The organism is Ketobacter alkanivorans, assembly GCF_002863865.1.
GTDB lineage: Bacteria > Pseudomonadota > Gammaproteobacteria > Pseudomonadales > Ketobacteraceae > Ketobacter > Ketobacter alkanivorans.
The window spans coordinates 1671762-1691567 of record NZ_CP022684.1 but is presented as its reverse complement, the minus strand read 5'-3'; the positions used below and the strand labels follow the sequence as shown (position 1 = coordinate 1691567).

The following is a 19806-nucleotide window of genomic DNA, read 5'->3' as shown; positions in this document are numbered from 1 at the left end:
ATATTCGGTTAGTTTAACAGGTCATGGTGCAGTGGCTCCAGCCAGTTCCTGCTACAGTTAAGGTATTGGTTCAGGAACTCGTTGTATGCCCAAGATAATTAATTCGTCCACCCATCTGCACAGTGCTTTGGTGCTGTCTGGTGGTGGTGCCCGTGCCGCATATCAAGTAGGGGTGCTGAAGGCCATCGCCGACATCATGCCGGAATCCCCCCGCAATCCTTTCGGTATTATTTCAGGCACCTCCGCTGGCGCCATCAATGCGGTGGCCCTGGCTTCCCATGCCGATAACTTTCGTAATGCGGTCTACAACATTGAATCGGTATGGAAATCCTTTCGCCCTCATCAGGTCTATCGCTCCGACCCAGTGGGGGTGTTCAGTAATGCGCTGCGCTGGCTGTCCAGCCTGGTGTTCGCCTCCCGTAACCGGTCTTCTTTACTGGATAATGATCCCCTGGCCGCATTGTTGGCGCGAATGATTCGCTTTGACAATATTCAGGATGCTATTGATAACGGCTATCTACGGGCCATATCGGTGACTGCGTCGGGATACAGTTCCGGGCACTCGGTGGCTTTTTTTCAGGGTTCGCCGGATATCAGCGCCTGGAAGCGCTTTCAGCGGGTGGGTATGCGTACCCACCTAAAGTTGGAGCATTTAATGGCGTCGTCAGCTATTCCGGTGGTGTTTCCGGCGGTACGGATCAACCGGGAATACTTTGGTGATGGCGCGGTGCGGCAGTTGGCTCCCTTGAGTCCGGCTTTGCATTTAGGGGCGCGTAAGGTGTTGGTGGTGGGTGTGAGCGGTAACCGTTCTGCGCCCCAGGTGCAGCGACCGGAGGACGACTATCCTTCGCTGGCCCAGATCAGCGGCCACCTTATGAACAGTATCTTTTTGGACAGCCTGGAATACGATATTGAGCGTATGGAGCGCATCAATGGCATGCTGGATGTGATTCCTGAAAAGGTTCGCGGCAAAACCAAAGGTGCGATGCACCCCATCGACAGCCTGATCATTTCCCCTTCCCAATGCCTGGATCGCATTGCTTCCAAATATCTGCATGTGCTGCCGGTGAGTATTCGCATGTTTTTGCATGGCATCGGAGCCACTCGCAGCTCGGGCTCCAGTATTCTGAGCTATCTGTTGTTTGAACGCAGATTTTGCCAGGAACTGATCGCGCTGGGGTATCACGACGGTATTGCCAAGGCAGCCGAAATAGAGGCCTTTATGGCTAGTGATTAGCCGCTTTCATGATTGGCTCGGGCATCACGCTGGGGTGCGACGGAGCAATATTGAGGTCGTGGGCCACATAATCGGTAGAGCTGGGCGAGTTGCCATCAATGTATTTGAAGAGGCGGGAGCGTTGATCGCAGTACTCGCCCCGCCAGATACCCGGTAAATAATGATCGTTGAGCAAATGACCGGTACGATCCGGTATGGTGAATACCGCCCCTGCGGTGTGTTCCAGGTGGGCCAACACACCAATTCGGCAGAAGAAATCCTTACCATTGGCGAAGTGCTCAACATAGGGCACGCCACGGCCGAAGTGCTCGCTCAGTTCTGGGTCAATACGACAGCTGTCCGCCACGCCCGCCACGCAATATATTTCCAGCTTTGGGGCATGATGCCGGTAGCGCTTGTCTTTCAGCAGTTTACGCGCAATGTAACTGCTGATAATGGTGCCTTGAGAGTGACCAATGATGACGACTTTATCGTGATGAACCAAAGCCTCTTTCACCACGTCGTAAGCGGGTCTGGACAGCTTGCCGTCTTTGCGCAAGGTGCGGGCGGTGATCGAATCCCATAAATCCCGCACCACGCCATAGGTTGGTGTGTGAATCAGGTGTATGGGGCGGTGGAAGGCCTTGGCCAGTTCCAGACCGTTTAGAATGGCAATAGGCGGTGAGGTGCAAATACCGTTGATAAAAAACCACTTCTCCCGCCCTGCGGTGGACGCGTAATGCTCCGGATAGCAGGCAATGGTGCCAGGGCTATAGGTGCGACGCTCCATGGGGACCATGGTCTGCAGGCTCAGGTTGATCACGTCGCCCACGTTGTTGTAGCTGCCGGGATGCAGCTCTGACTGGGTCAGCGATTCGGCGTTCCAGGGGGTAGCCAGAAAGGGCAGCGTCCAGGCGTGTCTGGCCGCGAGCGTCAGATCTTCCTTGATGTTGGCTCGGTTGTTAAAAACCCGGGCGGTGAATTTGCCCATCTGCTTTCTAATACTGAACATAAGCTACCTTCATTAAACCTTTCTAAGTATAGGTGTGTTCTGTGCCCCCGTAGCCTGCTTTCGGTCAATTTTTTCGCTAAATTAGTGTCAATATCATCGTTTTGGGGTTGTGGTGCCAAGCTGTTATGCTTGCCAGCCTGAACGTAATAATTATTCTATTAATCAATCAATAAGCGGGTTGTGTGATGAAAGCGATGAAACAATGCTGTGTGGTTTTACTGCTGGCCCTGGTCAGCAGCTCGGGTTGGGCCTTCAGTTTGGAACGCTATGTGGAGGGAGTTCATTATCAGAAAGTGGAAGGCGGGCAGCCTCAGCCCAAGACCGTGGTGGAGTTTTTCAGCTTCGGTTGCCCCCATTGCTATGAGCTTGAACCCAAGGTGGAAGCCTGGGTGAAATCCAAACCCGAGGCGGTGTCATTCAGCCGTGTACCGGCCACCTGGAACCAGAAATTCGCCGTGCTGGGCAAACTGTATTACGTGATTGAGGCCCTGGGCATCGAGGAAAAAGCGGTACCAGCGGTGTTTGAATATCTACACAAGCAAAATAAAACCATCACCAGTCGTGAAGATGCACAGACGCTGTTGACCGGGTTGGGTGTTACCCCAGAAGTGTTCAACAAAGCCTGGAACGATCCGCAGGTAGAGACGAATGCCAATACCGCCGGCCGTATTTTCGCGGCTAACCAGATCAGGGGGGTTCCGGCTGTCGTGGTGAACGGTCAGTATCAAACCAGCGTCAGTATGGCGGGTTCGCCTGAAGATCTGTTTGAAGTGGTAAACTTCTTGCTGAGCAAGTAAAGCTCAGCTTTCCATGTCTTGAAATGGTTCAACCAGCTCACCGGATTCACCCGGTGCAAGAGGGGGGGATGTAATAGGCTCCCCCTCATCGGATTCCAGCTCAGGGGCTTTCACTTCCGCTGGAATCGGTTTGGCCAGCTGCTCTTCGGTGGCGATGATGCCAATGTGGAAGGTTGCAAAACCTGGGCTAACGACCTGATCCAGAGCCTTACCCAACACGATGCCGTCCAGGGGTGAAATAATATCACTGCTGGTATTGGTGATAGGGTCGATAACGCGACCCAGCAACTGGCCTTTTTTCACTTTCTCATCCAGTACGACCTTCGACAGCATAATACCGCCCTGATTGGAGCGTACCCAGGTGGACTGGTAAAACACCGGTTGTGGTATTAACCACAGGCGCACCGTTTTATACATTCCCAGATTATGCAGTACGTTTTTCATCCCCTTCACACCGTGAGAAACGGATTCCTGATCCAGAGAATGAGGGCCGCCGGTTTCCATGGTGATGGCAGGGATGCCTGAATCCGCAGCGGCCCGCCGTAATGTTCCCGAGCCCCCCCGGTGATGGAGTACACCCATGCCACCAAAATGGCGGCTGAATTCCAGGATCATAGGATTCTTGAGATCGCCCCGTAACTGCGGCAAGTTGGTACGCAGAAACGAGCCGGTGTGAATGTCCACCAGATAATCGCAGTGCAGAATCACCTTGTGAAACAGCGAATGTGCCACCCGTGATGCATAACTGCCAATAGGGTTGCCCGGAAAGTAGCGATTCAGATCCCGGCGGTCGCTCATGTAGCGGGAAGCGCGACGAAATCCATCCAGGTTAACAATGGGCATACCAATAATGGTGCCTTTGAGATCATCTGGCTCGATTTGGTGCAAAACCCTGCGCACGATTTCAATACCGTTCAACTCATCACCGTGCAAAGCCGCGGTCATGCACATGGTGGGGCCGGGTGCTGCGCCATGGGCCACCAATACCGGCACCGGTGTATTCAAGCTGGTCATCGACAAACCAGGCGACCAATGCAAGGTACGAAAGGTGCCCGGTGCAATGGTGTTGTTTAGCAGAGTAATGGGTTCTGCCATGCCCGGCTCGGCTGAATCGCTTTTCAGGCTGGCGTCTGAAGCGCTGTGGGGTTCCACGGGTGCCGGAGCCGGCTCGTCGGGTTCTGCTTCATTGGCATGGCTGGAAGCAGCCGTCAGCAGGATCGAGAGAGCAAGCAAGAGAGGCAGAAACAGATTCATTAAATTAAGTGGCCTGTGTGATTTGCTGCAAGTGTAGTTGAAACTGGGCACGCAGGCAGCATGCCAGTTTTGCAACCGATTGTATTTTTTAACCCTTTGCCTGTTGTGGACTTAATCAAATTAGACAGTTTCAGGGTTGTATTGGCAGTGTTAGCTATACTGACTTTATGTGCCTGAAAATGGATCAGGAGTCCCCAAGGCAGTGAAGCTCGACAAGATCGATTATCTAGCCCATAAGATAACCAAAAACAACAAAAGTTTCAGCTTGTTAGCGGCTGCTGGGTGGTTGTGTCTGTTGGTTTTCTCAGGCCCCGTGCTGGCGGAGACTATAGAGATACTTTATGAACAAGGTGGGTCGGGCGGTTTCAGCAGCAGCGACTGGCCTTGGGTTGTATTTGCGTTATTGGCAACGTTTCTGGTGGCGCTGTGGGTGCAACGAACCCAATACCAGCAGCGCCTGCAGGACAAGGAAGAAGAGCTTGAGCGCTCCCATGCCCGGTTGCGAAACGCGCAGCGCATTGCCCGCATTGGCAGTTGGACTCGCGACTTTGAAACCGGGGAAACATTTTGGTCCAAAGAGGCATTGTCGGTGCTGGGCATTGATGCCAATGACGAAGCACTGAAGCATTATGAGACTCTGATCCACCAGGACGATATTGACCGGGTGACTGAAGTGATTGCCACCGCCTATTTTCAGGGTGGCAATTATCAGTGTGACCATAGAGTCGCAAACCGTAGTGGGCAGGAAAAATACATTCGGCTGGCAGGTCAGGTGTTTCTGGGCGACGGCAGCGGGCCGGTACATGAAACCGGAACCGTGCAGGACATTACCGATCGGAAACTGGCAGAGCTTGCTTTGCAGCGCAGTGAAGAACGCATGCGTTCTATATTGGATGCAGCCCCTTATCCGATCCTGATTCTGGAAGTGGCCGAAGAATACCCTGTGCTGTATGCGAACCGAAGTGCCTACCAGTTGTTTGGCATAGACCCCAATATCTCCAGCGATGAACTAAAATCGCGGGAGTTTTGGTCAGAGGGCCTCTCTCGCAGCCAGTTTATCGATGCTGTGGTCAGCGAGAATCACGTATTCGAAACAGAAATGGTGATGAAAGGGCGCAGCTCCCATACGTTTTGGGCATCACTGACCGGGAGCCGGCTTGAGTTTGGTGGCGTGGAGTCGGTGTTCATCTCCGTTATGGACATTACCGATCGCAAGCGTATTCAGCAGGAGCTGGAACGCCTAGCCACAACGGATCCGCTCACCGGTATCTATAACCGTCGCAGTTTCTTTGAATCCGCCCACAAGGAGATGCGTCGCGCGGTGCGGTATAGTCAGCCATTTGCCATATTGATGATGGATATTGATAACTTTAAGTCAGTGAATGATAACTATGGACATCAATTCGGAGACAGCGTACTACGCCGGTATGCGGATATCGTGCAGTCCTTGTTGCGCGAAGAAGACTTGATGGGGCGAGTGGGTGGAGAGGAATTTTGTGCTTTGCTGGTATTCTCTGCTGAGCAGGGAGGTTATGTGGTGGCAGAAAGAATCCGTAAGCGTTGGATGGATGAGGTGTTTGAATTGAACGAACAGCAGCTCAGTTTCAGCGTGAGCATCGGTGTTTCAACATTGGTGGATGATTCCGAGTCTATAGAAGACATTATCGAGAGGGCAGACGTTGGACTGTATACGGCCAAACGCTCCGGGCGCAATTGTGTGATTGTGCACAATGGCGAGGTAGGCCCCAGATTGACGGAAAAAAACAAGGTAAAGTGAAGATAAGTACAAGAAAAAATTGAAGAAAGAACAGATATGTACTTTTATTAGTAGGTATGCAGTAGAAGCGCGCCCGGCGAACAAACGCATGGATCAGAAACAACAGGCATTGGGATGAGGAATATAGGATGAAAGCGCACAGGGTGCTGTGGTTATGGAGTTTGTTTTTTTTGGGGATACAGTCCGCGTCATCCGCCAGCGGGGAGCTGGCGATCGTGGTTAATAGTAGCAACGAAATCAGTCAGGTCAGCGTCGAGGATGTTGCCAGTATCTTTCTGGGTAAGAGCCGGCAGCTGCCCAATGGCACCAAGGTGATCCCACTGGATCAATTGGAGGGCGAAGGCGTGCGGCTTGAGTTCTATACCAAGGTGGTTAAGAAAACGTTGCCACAGTTGAACTCCTATTGGTCACGGCTGATATTTACTGGGCGCGGTCAGCCACCTTTTGCCGTGTCGGGTGACAGCGAAGTTCTGGAATTCGTTGCATCCAATCCTAATATGATCGGCTATGTGGATGTGAAGGCGTTACAGACCGCCAGCAATCTAAGTAACGTTAAGGTGCTACTGATGGTTCAGTAGCCGTTCTACGCATTGCCTGAGGGCAATCCGAAATCAGGTCCGCGCTTTTATATCAAGGATGAGGTGGCGGTGAAATCCAAGTCTAGTGTCTTCATCATTATAGCTGTGTTCAGTGTGGCTATTTTCGCGTTGGTATCTTTTGCTCGCACAATGGACACAAAGCGCGAGCAGCTCTCCATCCAGCTGCGTCAGTCTCTGGATACGCAAGCTAATATCTCCCTCATCATACATCAGCTCGGTTACACCGGTTTAATTCATAACTTCAAAAATTACATACTGCGTGGTGATGATAAATACTACCAGGCGGCACAGCACAACCTCCGCCAGCTGGAGCAGCAGCTTGATAATAGCCATGTGTATTATCGGAAGCAGAGCCTGGAGTCTTCTATTAAGTTGATTGAACAGGCAGTGACGCATTATGAACTGAACCTTGAGTTGGCCCGTCGGCTGCGCAACCAAGGCCTGAGCGTGCAGGAAATTGATCAGCAGGTAAAAGTTGATGATACGCTGGCCTCTAAGGCGATAAGAGATTTAATTGGTCAATATCAGGTGCAATCGGCGAATCTGCTGCGTGACCAGTTGGAGCGAGAGCAAGGGCATAATCACGATTTGTACGTAGTGGTTGCGCTGAGCCTGATGATTACCATTGCCGCCTGTGCAATCTGTTGGTTGCTCGTGGTCAATGTTCGCAATGAGCTGGCAGGGTTGCAAAAGATTTCATCCCGGCAGAAATTGCTGGATGCGTCACCAAACCCGATTTTGGTGGTAACCGAGGCTGGTGAGATTGTGGTTGCGAATCACGGTGCAGGAAAGCTTTTTGAATGTGATAAAGACACCCTGATTGGTCGCACCATCGAGGATTTTATACCTGACTCCCTGCGTGTGCAGCACGCTCACTATCGTACCCTTTTTTTTCACAGTGGCGGTGAGCGCACCATGCGAAACCCTGTGGAACTCACTACAGAAAAAGGCGAATTAAAAAGAGTCGAAGTGCAAATTGGTTTGTACCGATTGGATCAGGAGCAATTTGCTGTTGTACATCTTTTGGATGTGTCAAAAGTAGAAGATATGCAGCGTCACGCCGAAGAAATCGAGCAGACATTTCGGATGACCTTTCAATTGGCTCCGGTTGGCATTGCCCAGATCAGCCTGGAGGGCCGCTTCATTAAAGTGAATCGTCAATTCGCAAGCCTGCTTGAATATCAAGTTTCGGATCTAGAGCAACTCTCTATTAATGATGTTACACCGGTAGAAGAGAGAGCAGCAAATCAAATGGCTATCGATCGCCTCATTGATAGCGCTACCACCCATGTGCGGCTTGAAAAGTGCTATAAAAGCAGTACTGGCGCGGATGTCTGGGTAATTAATACGTTAGCTCTGTATCGTAATGTGAATAACCAGCCAGAATACCTGATTTCGATCCTCGAAGATGTGTCTTACCGCCGTAAATATGAGGAGGAGTTATTGGCATCGGAGGCCAAGTTCAGGAGCATTGCAAATCATGTTCAAGGCGTGGTGTGGATGGCTACCCCAGGAATTGACTCGGTAATGTTTGTCAGCAATCGATATGAAGAGATCTGGGGGCGCAGCATCGAGAGCCTTAAGCAGAGCCCTCAAAGTTTTATCGAGGGCATATTGCCCGAGGATCGGCCCAAGGTAATAGCCGAGATCGAAAATCATCGCAAGGGCATATGGAAAGTAGCGTACAGGATCTTGGGCCGGGATGGCTCTATTCGCTATATTCATGATGAAGGCGCACCGGTACGGGGTGCTAACGGGGAGTTGCTATGCCTGGTGGGTTTGGCAAGGGATGTCACTGAGGAGCACCTGGCGAAGGAGCGTTTGAAAAGCAGTAATCGCCAGTTGGAGCAGTTAGCCAAGTTTGATCCATTGACGATGGCGATCCGTCGCCCTTATTCCATTGCCGATTTGGAAGAATGTATTGCGTTACATAAACGTTATGCCACCTTTGCCTCTTTAGTGTTTATTGATTTGAATGATTTCAAAGATGTTAACGACAATTACGGGCATGAAGCTGGCGATCAGGTGTTGTCGAGATTTGCGGCGTGTGTGCGCGAAAATATACGTGAAACCGATACCTTTTATCGCTACGCAGGGGATGAGTTTCTTTTGTTGTTGCGAGAAACGAATTCCGACGACACAGCCGGGTTTCTGCGCAAACTAAACGCTGCTTTGGAGGATATAAAAGTTGAGGAATATCCCGGTGTGGTGGTTTCAATTTCCTGTGGTATCGTCACGCTGGGCGATGACCCTATCGCTGATGCCAATAGCTGGATTAATTGTGCAGATGAGAGAATGTACGAACACAAACGGCAATTAAAGGATAAAGGCCAGTCTTGATGTCAGTGGTATAATGACTGACAAAGCGTTAACCATTGGTCTATGCTGCTGTCGCGATATTTCTGTTTGTGCAATATAAAATAGAATTGCCTTTTCAGGTTTCGGTTTGGTATCAGCAGCGGGATCAGGCTGCCTCGGGAGAACGCTTCTTTCAGAGCTACTCTGGATAGACAACCGATACCCAGGCGTGCCTCTACGGCTCTTTTTATGGCTTCCGTATGCTGTAATTCCAGCAATATTGTCAGTTCAGGCAAGATACCATGCATAGCCCAATCAAAAGCCTGCCGGGTGCCCGAGCCTTGTTCTCGTAAAATCCACTGGGCATTCAGGATGTCTTTTTCCGACAGCTTTTTCTTGGTAGCCAATGGATGATCCGGGGCGCAAAACACCACCAGCTCATCTTCCATCCAAGGTATGATGTCCAATTCTGGATCTGAAATCTCACCTTCAATTAAACCAACATCCAGCTCGAAGTTTTTTACTTTGGCGGCTATGGCTGCCGTGTTGGCAACATCCAGTTCCACCTGTGCGCCGGGCAATTCCTGCAAAAAACGGCTCATGATGTGTATTGCCAGATAGTTACCAATGGTAAGGGTGGCCCCTACTTTCAAGTGGCCAACGGCCGAGTGTTGTTGCAGGGCCAGCTCCAGATCCTCTGCCTGTCGCAGCAATGCCTCCGCTTGCCCGCGTAAAGCATGGCCGAGCGAGTTCAGCTGCAGGCGCTTGCCGACCCGGTCGAACAGCTGGATATCGAACTGGGACTCCATTTCAGATAGCGCGCTGCTGGCAGCGGATTGGGACATGGCTAAGCTGTTGGCAGCTTTGGAAATATTCTGGAAATGGGCGGTGGCCAAAAAAACCTGTAGCTGCCTAAGGGTGTATTTCATATCGGTAAATTCGATTAATAATATCAATTATACCCATTTTACCGATATTAGGGTGAAGGTCTATAGTGGCGACATATATCTATCAGCGGAGTAGTGCTATGGCTAATCTAATTACCGAACGTGTCACCAGTGTCCATCACTGGAATGATACGCTGTTCAGTTTTACCACCAGCCGAGATCCAGGTTTTCGATTCAAGAACGGCCACTTCACCATGATAGGTCTGCAGAATGAAGGGCGTCCGCTGATGCGTGCTTACAGTATTGTGAGTGCGAACTACGAATCTGAGTTGGAGTTTTTCAGCATCAAGGTGCAGGATGGCCCGTTGACCTCCAAGTTACAGCATCTACAAGTCGGGGATGAAGTGTTTGTCAGCACCAAGCCCACAGGCACTTTGATTGTGGATCATTTGATTCCTGGCCGTAACCTGTATCTGCTCAGCACCGGTACGGGGTTGGCGCCGTTTATGAGCATTATTAAAGATCCCGAAGTGTATGAAGCCTATGACAAAATCATTCTGACTCACGGTGTGCGTCATGTTGAGGATCTGGCGTATGAGGATTACATCACCCAAGAGCTAATCAGCAATGAGTATTTTGGTGATGTGATTCGTGACAAACTGATTTATTACCCAACGGTTACCCGTGAAGCATTCCGTAATCAGGGGCGGCTTACCGACTTGATGGCCAGTGGTAAGTTATTCAGCGATGTGGGGTTGCCGGACATGCACCCGGATCACGATCGTTTCATGTTGTGTGGCAGCCCCAGCATGTTGAAAGATACCTGCAGGATTCTGGAGGAGCGAGGTTTCCACGAAGCCCGCCACGGTGACCAGGGTCACTATGTGATTGAGCGGGCTTTCGTGGAAAAGTAGCCAGGGTTCTGTTTACTTGCCCCGCCAGTTCAAACTGTAAAGGTCGTGGCGACGATCCTGTAGATTTTTAACGGTGCCGTTGTTACGCGCCATCATCAATGTTTCAGGGCGCAAGTCCGCGAATGCAATCATCTCTACGTTGGGGGTGGTGTCGGCAGCGATACCATCCCGGGCGAAGGGAAAATCGCAGGGGGTTAGAATACAGCTTTGGGCATACTGAATGTCCATGTTGTTCACTTTGGGCAAGTTGCCCACGTTACCGGACATCACCACGTAGATCTGGTTTTCTACCGCGCGAGCCTGGCAGCAGTAACGCACCCGCAGATAGCTTTGGCGTTCGTCGGTACAAAATGGCACGAACAGGATGGAGATACCCTGATCGGTCAGATGGCGAGCCAGTTCAGGAAACTCAGAGTCGTAGCAGATCAGCACGCCGATGGGGCCGCAATCCGTTTCGATGGCTTTCAGTGTGTTGCCGCCCTCAATATTCCACCAGTAAACCTCATTCGGTGTGGGGTGAATCTTGGGTTGTTCGTGAATGGTGCCATCCCGCAGGAAGATATAAGCGATGTTTTCCACTCGACCGTTGGGCATGATGGTGGGGTGGGAGCCGCCGATGATGTTGATATTGTAGCGGATCGACATGTCGCGTAATGCTTCTTTGAATGCCGGGGTGTACTTGGTCAGTGCTTCCATGGATTCCATGGGTGACAGCGCCTGATCCTCTATGGATAACAGTTGCAGGGCAAACAGTTCAGGGAACACCACAAAGTCGCCCTTATAGTCCGCCACCACATCTACAAAATACTCAACGATCGACAGAAACTCATCGAACGTGTGTACTCGCCGCTGCATGTATTGAACCGAGCCAATGCGAACGGAATCGGGAACTCGACCGCCATACTTTTTCTTGTTGGTGGTGGGTTCTTCTACGGCCACCATGGGGTTGCGCCACATCAGATGAACGGCGTAGCCCATGGACTGCACATCCGCATCAAGATAGTGAGGAATGATGCCGATCACTTCAAAGCCATTGTGCAGCTGGAATGAGAGCACTTGATCCCGTTGCTTCTTCTGAATGACCTGCTCAACGTACTCTTCCACGCTGCCAAAACGCTTCAGCCGATTGGATAGTGAGGGCAAGCGACCACCAAATACGATGCCTTTCAACCCCAGGCTTTGGCACAGCTTTTTGCGTTCATTGTATAGCCGTTGGCCCAGTCGATACCCCCGATACTCGGGATCAATAGCCACCTCCATGCCATACAGCCAGTCTCCATCCGGATCATGACGAGAGGCATAGCCATTACCGGTGATTTCTGTCCAGTTATGTTTCTTCAGCGCCAGATCTTCTCCGATGCGAAAGGTTGCACAGTAGCCTACGATTTTGTCACCAATTACGATGACAAATTGCCCTTGGGGGAAATGGTTGATCTGGCCGGTAACGGCACCTTCCGAGTAACCGTACATGCCAGTGCTGGCATACACCCGGCTGCTCAGATCGCAGATAGCGCTGGCATCTGCGGTGGTGGCATTACGGATTACAATTTGGTTTTTTGGGTCGGAAAGCGTGTTTTTGGAGGCCATATACTGCCCTTCGAGGTGTGAGTGAGGGGTTCAGTATATGGCTTTTGGCGTAACAACTCGACGGTTATTGATTATTCATCCAGAGGTGGGATCAACTGACCCTGGAAGCCGATCTGCTGAGCCGTTTTACAGAAACTGTCGAAATCCTTCACGTCGGCATCCTCTTGTTCCAGCAGTACCAATGCTTCCACCAGGCAGCCTGGTATGGCTCGGTTGTTCCAGCCCGGCATTCTTGGCCACATGGAAAACTCCTCGTGAAATAGCACGATCTTTTCCACGTCAACCCCCATAACCTGAAGCTCTTGGCGAGCTTCCATGCTGATACAGGGGTGGGTGTCGTCTGCCACCAAAGAACCCGCAGGCAGGTGTGCTTTCAGATCCCTGATGGCATCGCCATGGTGGGTCAGGCCTATGAACAATTTGCAGTTATCCAAGATGGCGGGGTCACCGCTGCGAATGATTTTTCCAATGGGTGTGTACACTTCTTCCTGCTTGGTGTAGCGGGGGTCAAAGGCGATAACTGTGCGGTAGACTCGGGTTAAGTCTTCACACACCAGATTGCCAATGCGCCCAGCGCCACCCAGCACGGTTATTACGTTCTCATGTTTGTATTGGGGGCGCATTTGCATTTGCCTGCCGATATCCCAAATCATGTAACGGGTGCCCATGGAGCCATCCACATATGGCGGTTCGATCTCCTGACCTGCCTTCATCACAAAGTTGGGCAACCTGCCAACAAGTGCGATGGTATTGATGTGCGGGAACTCCTCCTGCAATTGCTGCAGATAGGTTTTCACCTTGGCGGAATCGTCAGCCAGTTCGTGCTCGTAGAACTTGGATGCCACCATAATCCCTGTGCGGTTGCGATTGCGGATGACACTGCCGATCATCAACGGAGGAATCAGTTTGCTCATGAACGGTGTGTAATAGGTTCCTACATCTTTTTCGTTACCGTAAACGGCGAAGATATAAGATGGTTTAATCAGTCGCAATAAGGCTTTGCGCAAAATGGTGTTGGTAAGCAGCACCGCCATACGTCTTGTGTTTTTCCAGAAGCCCCGCTTAATGGCCACTTTGGTGCGTTGATACCAAGGGGCGGTTTGGATGATTCCGCTGATGTCCTGTTCAGAAAAGCGAATGTGATCCAGCGCTAGGCCGATCTGGTTGTCTGACACTCGGATAATGGTTGCAGGTACAGAGAAATTGGCTAAACGGTCGAAGGTTACATTCACCGTTTGCCCTGGTTTTAGTTGCAGCTCTGCAGGTTTGGCTATGGATAAGCCGCTTTCTGAGACATCTCTGGTGCTGCTGCTGAGGCCGTTATCATCAAGGTTAACGGATACAGGGGTTTTGATAGTCGTGCGCTCGTGGCGACGATACTCTCCGTGTAGCGTGCTCATTTCTAAGATCCATCTATAATGATTGAGTACATGGAAAGTCTGGCCTAGATTTTCGATTCGTCAAAACGAGAGTGTAGAATATTGAACGGATTCAACTTTTCGACGAGGACTTGGAAAAGGCCTTGCCGATTCGGGAGTTTGCTGCTTGCTGGTTTTTTTCTAGCCAGTTTTTCGTTGTATGCAGCGACATCACAGGCAGATGAGCCCAATTACGACTACTACAATCTAAATGCATTTCTTAGCTATGTTATTGATGATGGTAAGGAATTGCTGCCGAGTGATGCGTTGGCGCAGTCGGAGTGGGTGCGAAATACCGGCGGTGAAGTACTCAACTTCGGTTTTGTGGATTACGCCGTCTGGTTGAAACTGAGCCTGGATTTAACAACGTATCAGTCGAATCGCTGGCATTTGGTTATTCCTTATCCATTGTTGCAGGATGTCGAAGTGTTTGCGTTTTCCGAGCAATCTCGGAAGCTGTTGTGGCGCAGTAACCTGCGTGAGATACGCCAGGATCCCAAAACGTTCCGCTCCAATAATATTAATTTCCCTATTCCTGATGAATTGTCCGGAAAGGTGGATTTTCTATTACGCATTGAATCCACAACCTCGCTGCAAATGCCGGTGGAACTCTGGACTGTAGAATACCTGGTTGCCCGGCAGAACATGGAAGCGTTGCTGTGGGGGCTGTATTTTGGCGTGATAGTAGCGCTCTTGCTGTATAACAGTTTTTTGTTTATCTCCATGGGCGACAAGACCTATGGTTATTATGTGATGACGTTGGTGTCATTGGTGATGCTGATGCTTGCTATATCCGGGCTAGGGGCGCGTTATTTGTGGGCTAACCCCGAGCTTACCGGCTACGTGCTGCCGGTTTCGGCCTGTTTGGCCCTGTTCTGGCTGCTGTGTTTCTCCCTCAGTTTTTTGAGCAACGACTGCCTCAAGCCATGGTTGCGTTTGGCAATGAAAGCCATGTGTGTGGGCAATTTGCTGGTTGCAGGTTATGTGATGTATGCACCAGAGTCGGGGGCATTCCTGGCAGGCTGTGTGGGTGTGATCTCCATGGTGCTGGTGTTGGTTGCAGGCGTCGGATCATTGTTTTCCGGCGTAGAGATTGCCCGTTATTTTGTGTTTGCCACAGCGGCTTTTGTGTTGGGGACAAGCCTGTATCTGGCCAATATTTTTGGCTGGGTTGCGCCTTCGCGGTTAACCAATCATGCTTTTCAGGGGGGCTCCATGTTGGAGGCGCTTTTGTTTTCGTTTGCCCTGGCCCATAGAATTAAAGAAGAGCGCCGTCACAAGCTGATCGCCATGGAGAAGATGAAAGCGGCCCAGTATGCCACCGTGCAGGTGCAGGAGCAGGCGCTGGAACAGGCCCTGCATGATCCCATTACCAAGTTTCCGAATGATGCTTTTCTGTTAAACCGATTGGGTGAGTTGATCGATCACCGATCGGGGTGCGATTCCTTTGCTTTAGTGCTGTTTTCATTTCCTCAATTCAAGGAAATATCTTCATCGATGGGGCGTCGTCTTGCGGAGGATTTGTTTTCCAAAGTGGCGATTCGCGTTAACAGCGAATTATGCGGGGACATCCAGTCCATAGCCGTTGAAACATCGCAGCGCTTTTTTGTTTCAGTCACTGAATTTGGTAGCTTGGCTTTTTTAGTGAAAATGGGAGAGGGCTATCGATCGGTACATGACTTTGTCGATCACCTGATGCACTTGCGCGAAACAGCCTTTGATGTAGGGGGTATGTCGACCCGACTGAAAGCATTTTGCGGTATCGCCACCTATCCCAGACACGGCGACAGAGCGGATCTGCTGGTGCAGCATGCCAGTGCCGCCAGGGACTATTGTTCCCGCACGCCGGAGGATGTCACTATCTACAGTTCCGATATTGATGCATACGGTCGGCGTCGTTTGGCCATTGTAGGTGAGCTGATCAATGCGATTTCTGCCCGAGATCTGGAGTTGTATCTGCAACCGCAGTTTGACTGTCGATCCAATCGTTTGTGCGGAGCGGAAGTGCTGTTGCGTTGGAATAGCGAGAAGTTTGGTGTGGTGTCCCCTGTTGAGTTTATCGAGGTGGCCGAAGAGGCCGGGTTGATGCCTGAGCTGACCCGGTTTGTTATCGAGGAATCGTTTACCGTATTGCGCAGTTTTAATGAGAACGGGCATATCCTTACGTTGAGTATTAACCTTTCAATTCAGAACCTGATGGAAGCGAAACTGATTTCATTTGTCACCGCTATGGCCGATAAATATATGATTAACCTGTCAGAGGTGGTGTTCGAGGTTACTGAAACCACCACCAGTGATAATTTTGAAACGGTGATAGAAAACCTGAACCAGCTGGCCTCGACGGGTTGCAGTATCGCACTGGATGATTACGGAACTGGCTATTCGTCGTTGGCTTATCTGAGCCGGTTACCGATACATGAGCTTAAAATAGACCGCAGTTTTATAAGCCAGATGGGGCGTAACGACAGCGATTATCGAATCGTGGAAAACACCGTGAAGCTGGCGCGGGCGTTGCAGATACAGACTGTCGCAGAAGGCGTGGAAGACCAGGACACCCTGACCAGTGTAACCCGCTTGGGTTGTGATCGGGTACAAGGCTTCCATCTGGCCAAGCCCATGCCGGTATCTCAGTTTCGCGATTGGGTGCTGCGTCGCGCCAGCTGACTGTCCATTGCTTCGCGAAAGCGCAATCCGCTGCTGTCTGCTTGCAACAATCCCACCCAGATCGCTATTTTCTTCTCGATGGTATCCATAACATCCGTAAAGGCCTGTTGCCGTTCGGTGGCAGATTGAGTGATTTTGGATGGATCGGGCAGGCCCCAATGCACCATGGGAACGTTGTTCATCCAGGTTGGACAAGCTTCTCCAGCCGCTTGTTGGCAAACCGCTACGGCGTAGTCAGGAGCGAACTCGGCCATCTCATGCCAGGATTTGCTGTGTAGGCCATCAATGTTCACACCCCGTTGCCGCAGGTTGGTCAGGGTGTCTGGATGAACCTGACCCTCTGGGCTGCTGCCAGCGCTGGCCGCGATCAGGTAATTGGCGCCTTGATGACGGGTCAGTGCTTCTGCCAGGATGCTGCGGCAGCGGTTATGGGTGCAAAGAAACAGTATCCGGGCTGGTCTCGGGTTCATGAAAGTCCTTATTATGTATCTTGTAAATGAGCGCCATTCGACAGTTTGATGCAGAATCCGGCAAATTGTTTCAGGCTTCGCTATTATTGTTATGCGGTTAATCGTAACTATCAGAAATATAAAGATTAAAGGTTCTTGAATGAAGAAATTAGCGGTTTACGTGGTGGTTATCACGATTGGGGTGTTGCTGAGCTTTCCAATGGTCTCTGGTATTAAGTTGAAAGAGGCTTATTTGCAGCGCATTGGCGCAATGCCGAAACAGCCGGGGGTGATGCTGTTCAGTGAATCCTACGACAGGGGATGGTTTCGCTCAAGTGCGGTGACCCGGGTGGAGTTGGATCTGGAGCAATGGCTGGGGGCCGCGGAATATACCAGCGAGCCGATAAACATTCTGGTGCGCTCTGATTTTTATCATGGCCCAGTGCTGCTGACAGATTTGGGGCTGAGGTTTGGGTTGGGTTACGGTTCCCTTTCTTTGTCGGGGTCAGATGTTGCCGGGGTTGAGCAGGCTTTGTCTGAGTGGATGCAGGCCGCTCCGCTGACTGTTCGTACTTTGATCAATTTGGATCAGTCTGCGCACACCGAAATCACCATTGCAGCATATGAAGCGGATCATGGCGACGATCACATTCGCTTTGGTGGTATCAATGCCAGCCTCATTACCGATGCCAATCTTACCAAATTCGATGGTTCTATGCGGGTGAATGCCAGCAGTGTTCTGACCACGGGATACGTTATGGATGTGGCTGAGTCGTCTGGGTCGATGAGTTATCAGGGCAAAAATCCCTACACTATGGTCGGTGAGACCGTGTTTAGTTTCCCCAGTGTGTCTATCACGGGGAAGGAGGTATCCACCGTAATACAGGGCTTGAACCTTAATAGTGGAACCCAGTTGAATCAGGGTAAGTTGGATTACTTTCAGACGATTGAGGTCGACAGCGTGGAATCTCCGCTGCCGATCACCTCTGGCCGCTGGCATCTGGAATTTACTGGGCTGTCTCCTGCGGGGTTGGAAGCCTGGTCTGACTTTTCTCTGCAGCTTCAGGAGCTGAGCCAGGCCGGACAGTTGCCATTGGATGAAGCGGGTGAGCCGGAGCTGCCCCCTGAACTGGAAGCCAAAATGGAGCAGATAATGCAAGAGTTACTGCAGCCGGGCTTGGGTTTTTCGCAGCGGCTTGATGTGCAGGCTCTGGGTACAGGGCACAGTGCAGAGATGGCGTTAAGTTTTGTTGGTTTGCCTGGAACGACACCCCTTTCGCAAGTAGAAGATCCGATGCAGTATTTACAGGCTTTCAAAGGGGATCTGGATGTGGAACTGGACGAACAGTCTATATTGCAAAGCCCGCTTGCTGATTCTTTGATGCCTTTTGTGCAGCAAGGGTTGTTGATGCCGCAGGACGGCAAGCTCGTCATGCAGGTAAGGCTGGCGGATGGCATATTGCTATTAAATGGCAGCCCTGTGCCGATTGATGCGTTGCTGCAGTCTGCCATGGCGCCGGAAACTGAGTCTGACATGGAGGCAGAAACCGAACTGGCACAGTAAGCGTTTTAAGGATGTGTTTGGTCTAGTCTGCGGGTAATGGAGCCGAAGGCGGCTCCCAGAAACACCGCGCGCAAGAGAATAAAGCCGATAAAGGCAGCCCACAGGCCGGTGTTACCGTAATGGGCTGTTAACCAATAGCAAAGTAGAAGGAAACTACAGGTGGAGAGCACGGATGCATTGCGCAGCGCAGCGGTGGTGGTAGTGCCGATGAACAAGCCGTCTAACTGAAACGCAGCAAACGATACGGCCACATACAGTGCGCACCAGGCGAGATATGAGGATGCCGCGCGCTGTACGTCCGGGAGGTCTGTAAGTAAGGCCAGAAGGCTGTCACCGAATGCCAGAATGAATGCCGCCAATAATAGAGCGGTTGCGGCGGCCAGGAGTGTCGAACGCTTGATCGTGATCAAGAAACTCTCTCGTTGACCTTTGCCAAGAGCCCGCCCCGCCAGGGATTCGCTTGCAAAGGCAAAGCCATCCAGAAAAAATGCGCTGAAGGAGATAAACTGGAGCAGTATATGATTGGCTGCCAGGGTAATGTCGCCAAACCGGGCGCTTTGGTCGGTGAATACAGCAAAGCCTAATAACAAAAACAAGGTGCGAATCATCAGGTTGCCGTTTGCTTTCAGTACCGGTATCAGTTTTTCTCGTACTACAAGTTGACGCCAGCGCAGGTTGAGATGGGTGCGGGCAGCACTTAGTTGATGTCGATACACCAGCAGCAGTGCAATAACAAATGTGATCCATTCCGACAGGGCTGTGCCCAATGCAATGCCACGAGCCCCCATATCCCAATAACCGGCAAACAGATAATCCAAGGTGATATTGAGCCCGTTCAGAATCAGTTGCACCACCAGCAGCGTTCGGCTTAGGCCCCGGCCAATCAAATACCCCATCAAAGCGTAGGTGCCTAAGGTGGCCGGTGCGCCCCAGATGCGAATAGAAAAGTAATGTGCTGCTATGTATTCCACCGTGTCGCTGGCACCGAACAGTGTCAGGGCAGTGTGCAGCAGAGGCCACTGCAACAACATCAGTCCCAGGCCGATCAAAACGCCCATCAGTAGAGCGCGCAATGTGGTTTCCACAATGGCTTGATTATCATCGCGGCCCGCAGCCTGAGCCACAAAGCCGGTGGTGCTCATGCGTAAGAAGCCGAAGCCCCAATAAACAAAATTGAACAACAGTGCGCCCAGGGCAATGGCGCCCAGGTGCTGGGGGCTGGCGGTATGGCCGATAATGGCGGTGTCCGCCAGGCCGAGCAGGGGCGTGGCGCTGTTGGCCAGAATGATAGGCCAGGTTAATTGCAGAATATGTAGATAGCTTGGGGCGTGGCCCGGGCTGCGACTTGGGTGCTTGTTCATTTAGACAGA

The 19806-nt window shown here is 51.2% G+C and carries 15 protein-coding genes; 8 read left to right on the top strand and 7 right to left on the bottom strand.

Going from position 1 to position 19806, the window contains the following annotated elements:
* The first annotated feature begins 85 nt into the window (after window positions 1-85).
* On the top strand, window positions 86-1237 hold the full coding sequence (locus Kalk_RS07235; protein ID WP_101893551.1) for a patatin-like phospholipase family protein: 1152 nt from the start codon (window positions 86-88) through the stop codon (window positions 1235-1237).
* Here Kalk_RS07235 and Kalk_RS07230 read toward each other — a convergent pair.
* Window positions 1227-2228 (bottom strand): hypothetical protein, encoded by a 1002-nt coding sequence (locus tag Kalk_RS07230; RefSeq protein ID WP_158643359.1) that lies wholly within the window; start codon window positions 2226-2228, stop codon window positions 1227-1229. The genes Kalk_RS07235 and Kalk_RS07230 overlap by 11 nt on opposite strands.
* A 185-nt stretch (window positions 2229-2413) precedes the next feature.
* Between Kalk_RS07230 and Kalk_RS07225 the strand changes: the two genes are divergently transcribed.
* On the top strand, window positions 2414-3025 hold the full coding sequence (locus Kalk_RS07225; RefSeq protein WP_101893549.1) for a thiol:disulfide interchange protein DsbA/DsbL: 612 nt from the start codon (window positions 2414-2416) through the stop codon (window positions 3023-3025).
* Window positions 3026-3028: 3 nt separating this feature from the next.
* On the opposite strand, the gene Kalk_RS07220 is transcribed toward Kalk_RS07225, so the two are convergent.
* A complete protein-coding gene (locus tag Kalk_RS07220; RefSeq protein WP_101893548.1) occupies window positions 3029-4279 on the bottom strand; it encodes a succinylglutamate desuccinylase/aspartoacylase family protein in 1251 nt (416 codons plus the stop codon).
* 202 nt (window positions 4280-4481) lie between these two features.
* On the opposite strand from Kalk_RS07220, the gene Kalk_RS07215 reads away from it, so the two are divergent.
* The 3 genes from Kalk_RS07215 to Kalk_RS07205 all read left to right on the top strand — a co-directional run bounded on the left by Kalk_RS07215 (window position 4482) and on the right by Kalk_RS07205 (window position 8995).
* Entirely contained in the window at window positions 4482-6056 is a 1575-nt protein-coding gene (locus Kalk_RS07215; protein ID WP_158643358.1) for a sensor domain-containing diguanylate cyclase, read from the top strand.
* Between the two features lie 128 nt (window positions 6057-6184).
* Complete coding sequence (locus Kalk_RS07210; RefSeq protein WP_101893546.1) at window positions 6185-6634, top strand: type 2 periplasmic-binding domain-containing protein; 450 nt, start codon at window positions 6185-6187, stop codon at window positions 6632-6634.
* A gap of 69 nt (window positions 6635-6703) precedes the next feature.
* Entirely contained in the window at window positions 6704-8995 is a 2292-nt protein-coding gene (locus Kalk_RS07205; RefSeq protein WP_158643357.1) for a sensor domain-containing diguanylate cyclase, read from the top strand.
* Window positions 8996-8997: 2 nt separating this feature from the next.
* On the opposite strand, the gene Kalk_RS07200 is transcribed toward Kalk_RS07205, so the two are convergent.
* Window positions 8998-9882: a LysR family transcriptional regulator gene (locus Kalk_RS07200; RefSeq protein WP_101893544.1), complete on the bottom strand. Its 885-nt coding sequence runs from the start codon at window positions 9880-9882 to the stop codon at window positions 8998-9000.
* A 98-nt stretch (window positions 9883-9980) separates the two neighbouring features.
* Here Kalk_RS07200 and Kalk_RS07195 point away from each other — a divergent pair, with 98 nt between their 5' ends.
* Window positions 9981-10754: a ferredoxin--NADP reductase gene (locus Kalk_RS07195; protein ID WP_101893543.1), complete on the top strand. Its 774-nt coding sequence runs from the start codon at window positions 9981-9983 to the stop codon at window positions 10752-10754.
* 12 nt (window positions 10755-10766) lie between these two features.
* Here the strand turns inward: Kalk_RS07195 and Kalk_RS07190 are convergent, their stop codons facing one another.
* Both Kalk_RS07190 and Kalk_RS07185 read right to left on the bottom strand, forming a co-directional pair.
* On the bottom strand, window positions 10767-12341 hold the full coding sequence (locus Kalk_RS07190; protein WP_101893542.1) for a bifunctional GNAT family N-acetyltransferase/carbon-nitrogen hydrolase family protein: 1575 nt from the start codon (window positions 12339-12341) through the stop codon (window positions 10767-10769).
* Window positions 12342-12412: 71 nt separating this feature from the next.
* Window positions 12413-13741, bottom strand: a complete 1329-nt coding sequence (locus Kalk_RS07185) for a PilZ domain-containing protein (RefSeq protein WP_101893541.1) — start codon at window positions 13739-13741, stop codon at window positions 12413-12415.
* Window positions 13742-13879: 138 nt separating this feature from the next.
* Between Kalk_RS07185 and Kalk_RS07180 the strand changes: the two genes are divergently transcribed.
* Entirely contained in the window at window positions 13880-16423 is a 2544-nt protein-coding gene (locus Kalk_RS07180; protein ID WP_158643356.1) for an EAL domain-containing protein, read from the top strand.
* On the opposite strand, the gene Kalk_RS07175 is transcribed toward Kalk_RS07180, so the two are convergent.
* Window positions 16387-16893, bottom strand: a complete 507-nt coding sequence (locus Kalk_RS07175) for an arsenate reductase ArsC (protein WP_101893539.1) — start codon at window positions 16891-16893, stop codon at window positions 16387-16389. The two genes, Kalk_RS07180 and Kalk_RS07175, sit on opposite strands and share 37 nt — an antisense overlap.
* Before the next feature lie 139 nt (window positions 16894-17032).
* Between Kalk_RS07175 and Kalk_RS07170 the strand changes: the two genes are divergently transcribed.
* Window positions 17033-18436 (top strand): DUF945 family protein, encoded by a 1404-nt coding sequence (locus Kalk_RS07170; protein ID WP_101893538.1) that lies wholly within the window; start codon window positions 17033-17035, stop codon window positions 18434-18436.
* Window positions 18437-18441: 5 nt separating this feature from the next.
* Here the strand turns inward: Kalk_RS07170 and Kalk_RS07165 are convergent, their stop codons facing one another.
* Window positions 18442-19797: an MATE family efflux transporter gene (locus Kalk_RS07165; protein ID WP_101893537.1), complete on the bottom strand. Its 1356-nt coding sequence runs from the start codon at window positions 19795-19797 to the stop codon at window positions 18442-18444.
* Between the last annotated feature and the right edge of the window lie 9 nt (window positions 19798-19806).

What these genes read in the sequence shown, in the direction of transcription:
- Kalk_RS07235 (WP_101893551.1), top strand. Translation starts at nt 86, where the DNA reads ATGCCCAAGATAATTAATTCGTCCACCCATCTGCACAGTGCTTTGGTG.
- Kalk_RS07230 (WP_158643359.1), bottom strand. Translation starts at nt 2,228, where the DNA reads ATGTTCAGTATTAGAAAGCAGATGGGCAAATTCACCGCCCGGGTTTTT.
- Kalk_RS07225 (WP_101893549.1), top strand. Translation starts at nt 2,414, where the DNA reads ATGAAAGCGATGAAACAATGCTGTGTGGTTTTACTGCTGGCCCTGGTC.
- Kalk_RS07220 (WP_101893548.1), bottom strand. Translation starts at nt 4,279, where the DNA reads ATGAATCTGTTTCTGCCTCTCTTGCTTGCTCTCTCGATCCTGCTGACG.
- Kalk_RS07210 (WP_101893546.1), top strand. Translation starts at nt 6,185, where the DNA reads ATGAAAGCGCACAGGGTGCTGTGGTTATGGAGTTTGTTTTTTTTGGGG.
- Kalk_RS07200 (WP_101893544.1), bottom strand. Translation starts at nt 9,882, where the DNA reads ATGAAATACACCCTTAGGCAGCTACAGGTTTTTTTGGCCACCGCCCAT.
- Kalk_RS07195 (WP_101893543.1), top strand. Translation starts at nt 9,981, where the DNA reads ATGGCTAATCTAATTACCGAACGTGTCACCAGTGTCCATCACTGGAAT.
- Kalk_RS07190 (WP_101893542.1), bottom strand. Translation starts at nt 12,341, where the DNA reads ATGGCCTCCAAAAACACGCTTTCCGACCCAAAAAACCAAATTGTAATC.
- Kalk_RS07185 (WP_101893541.1), bottom strand. Translation starts at nt 13,741, where the DNA reads ATGAGCACGCTACACGGAGAGTATCGTCGCCACGAGCGCACGACTATC.
- Kalk_RS07175 (WP_101893539.1), bottom strand. Translation starts at nt 16,893, where the DNA reads ATGAACCCGAGACCAGCCCGGATACTGTTTCTTTGCACCCATAACCGC.
- Kalk_RS07170 (WP_101893538.1), top strand. Translation starts at nt 17,033, where the DNA reads ATGAAGAAATTAGCGGTTTACGTGGTGGTTATCACGATTGGGGTGTTG.
- Kalk_RS07165 (WP_101893537.1), bottom strand. Translation starts at nt 19,797, where the DNA reads ATGAACAAGCACCCAAGTCGCAGCCCGGGCCACGCCCCAAGCTATCTA.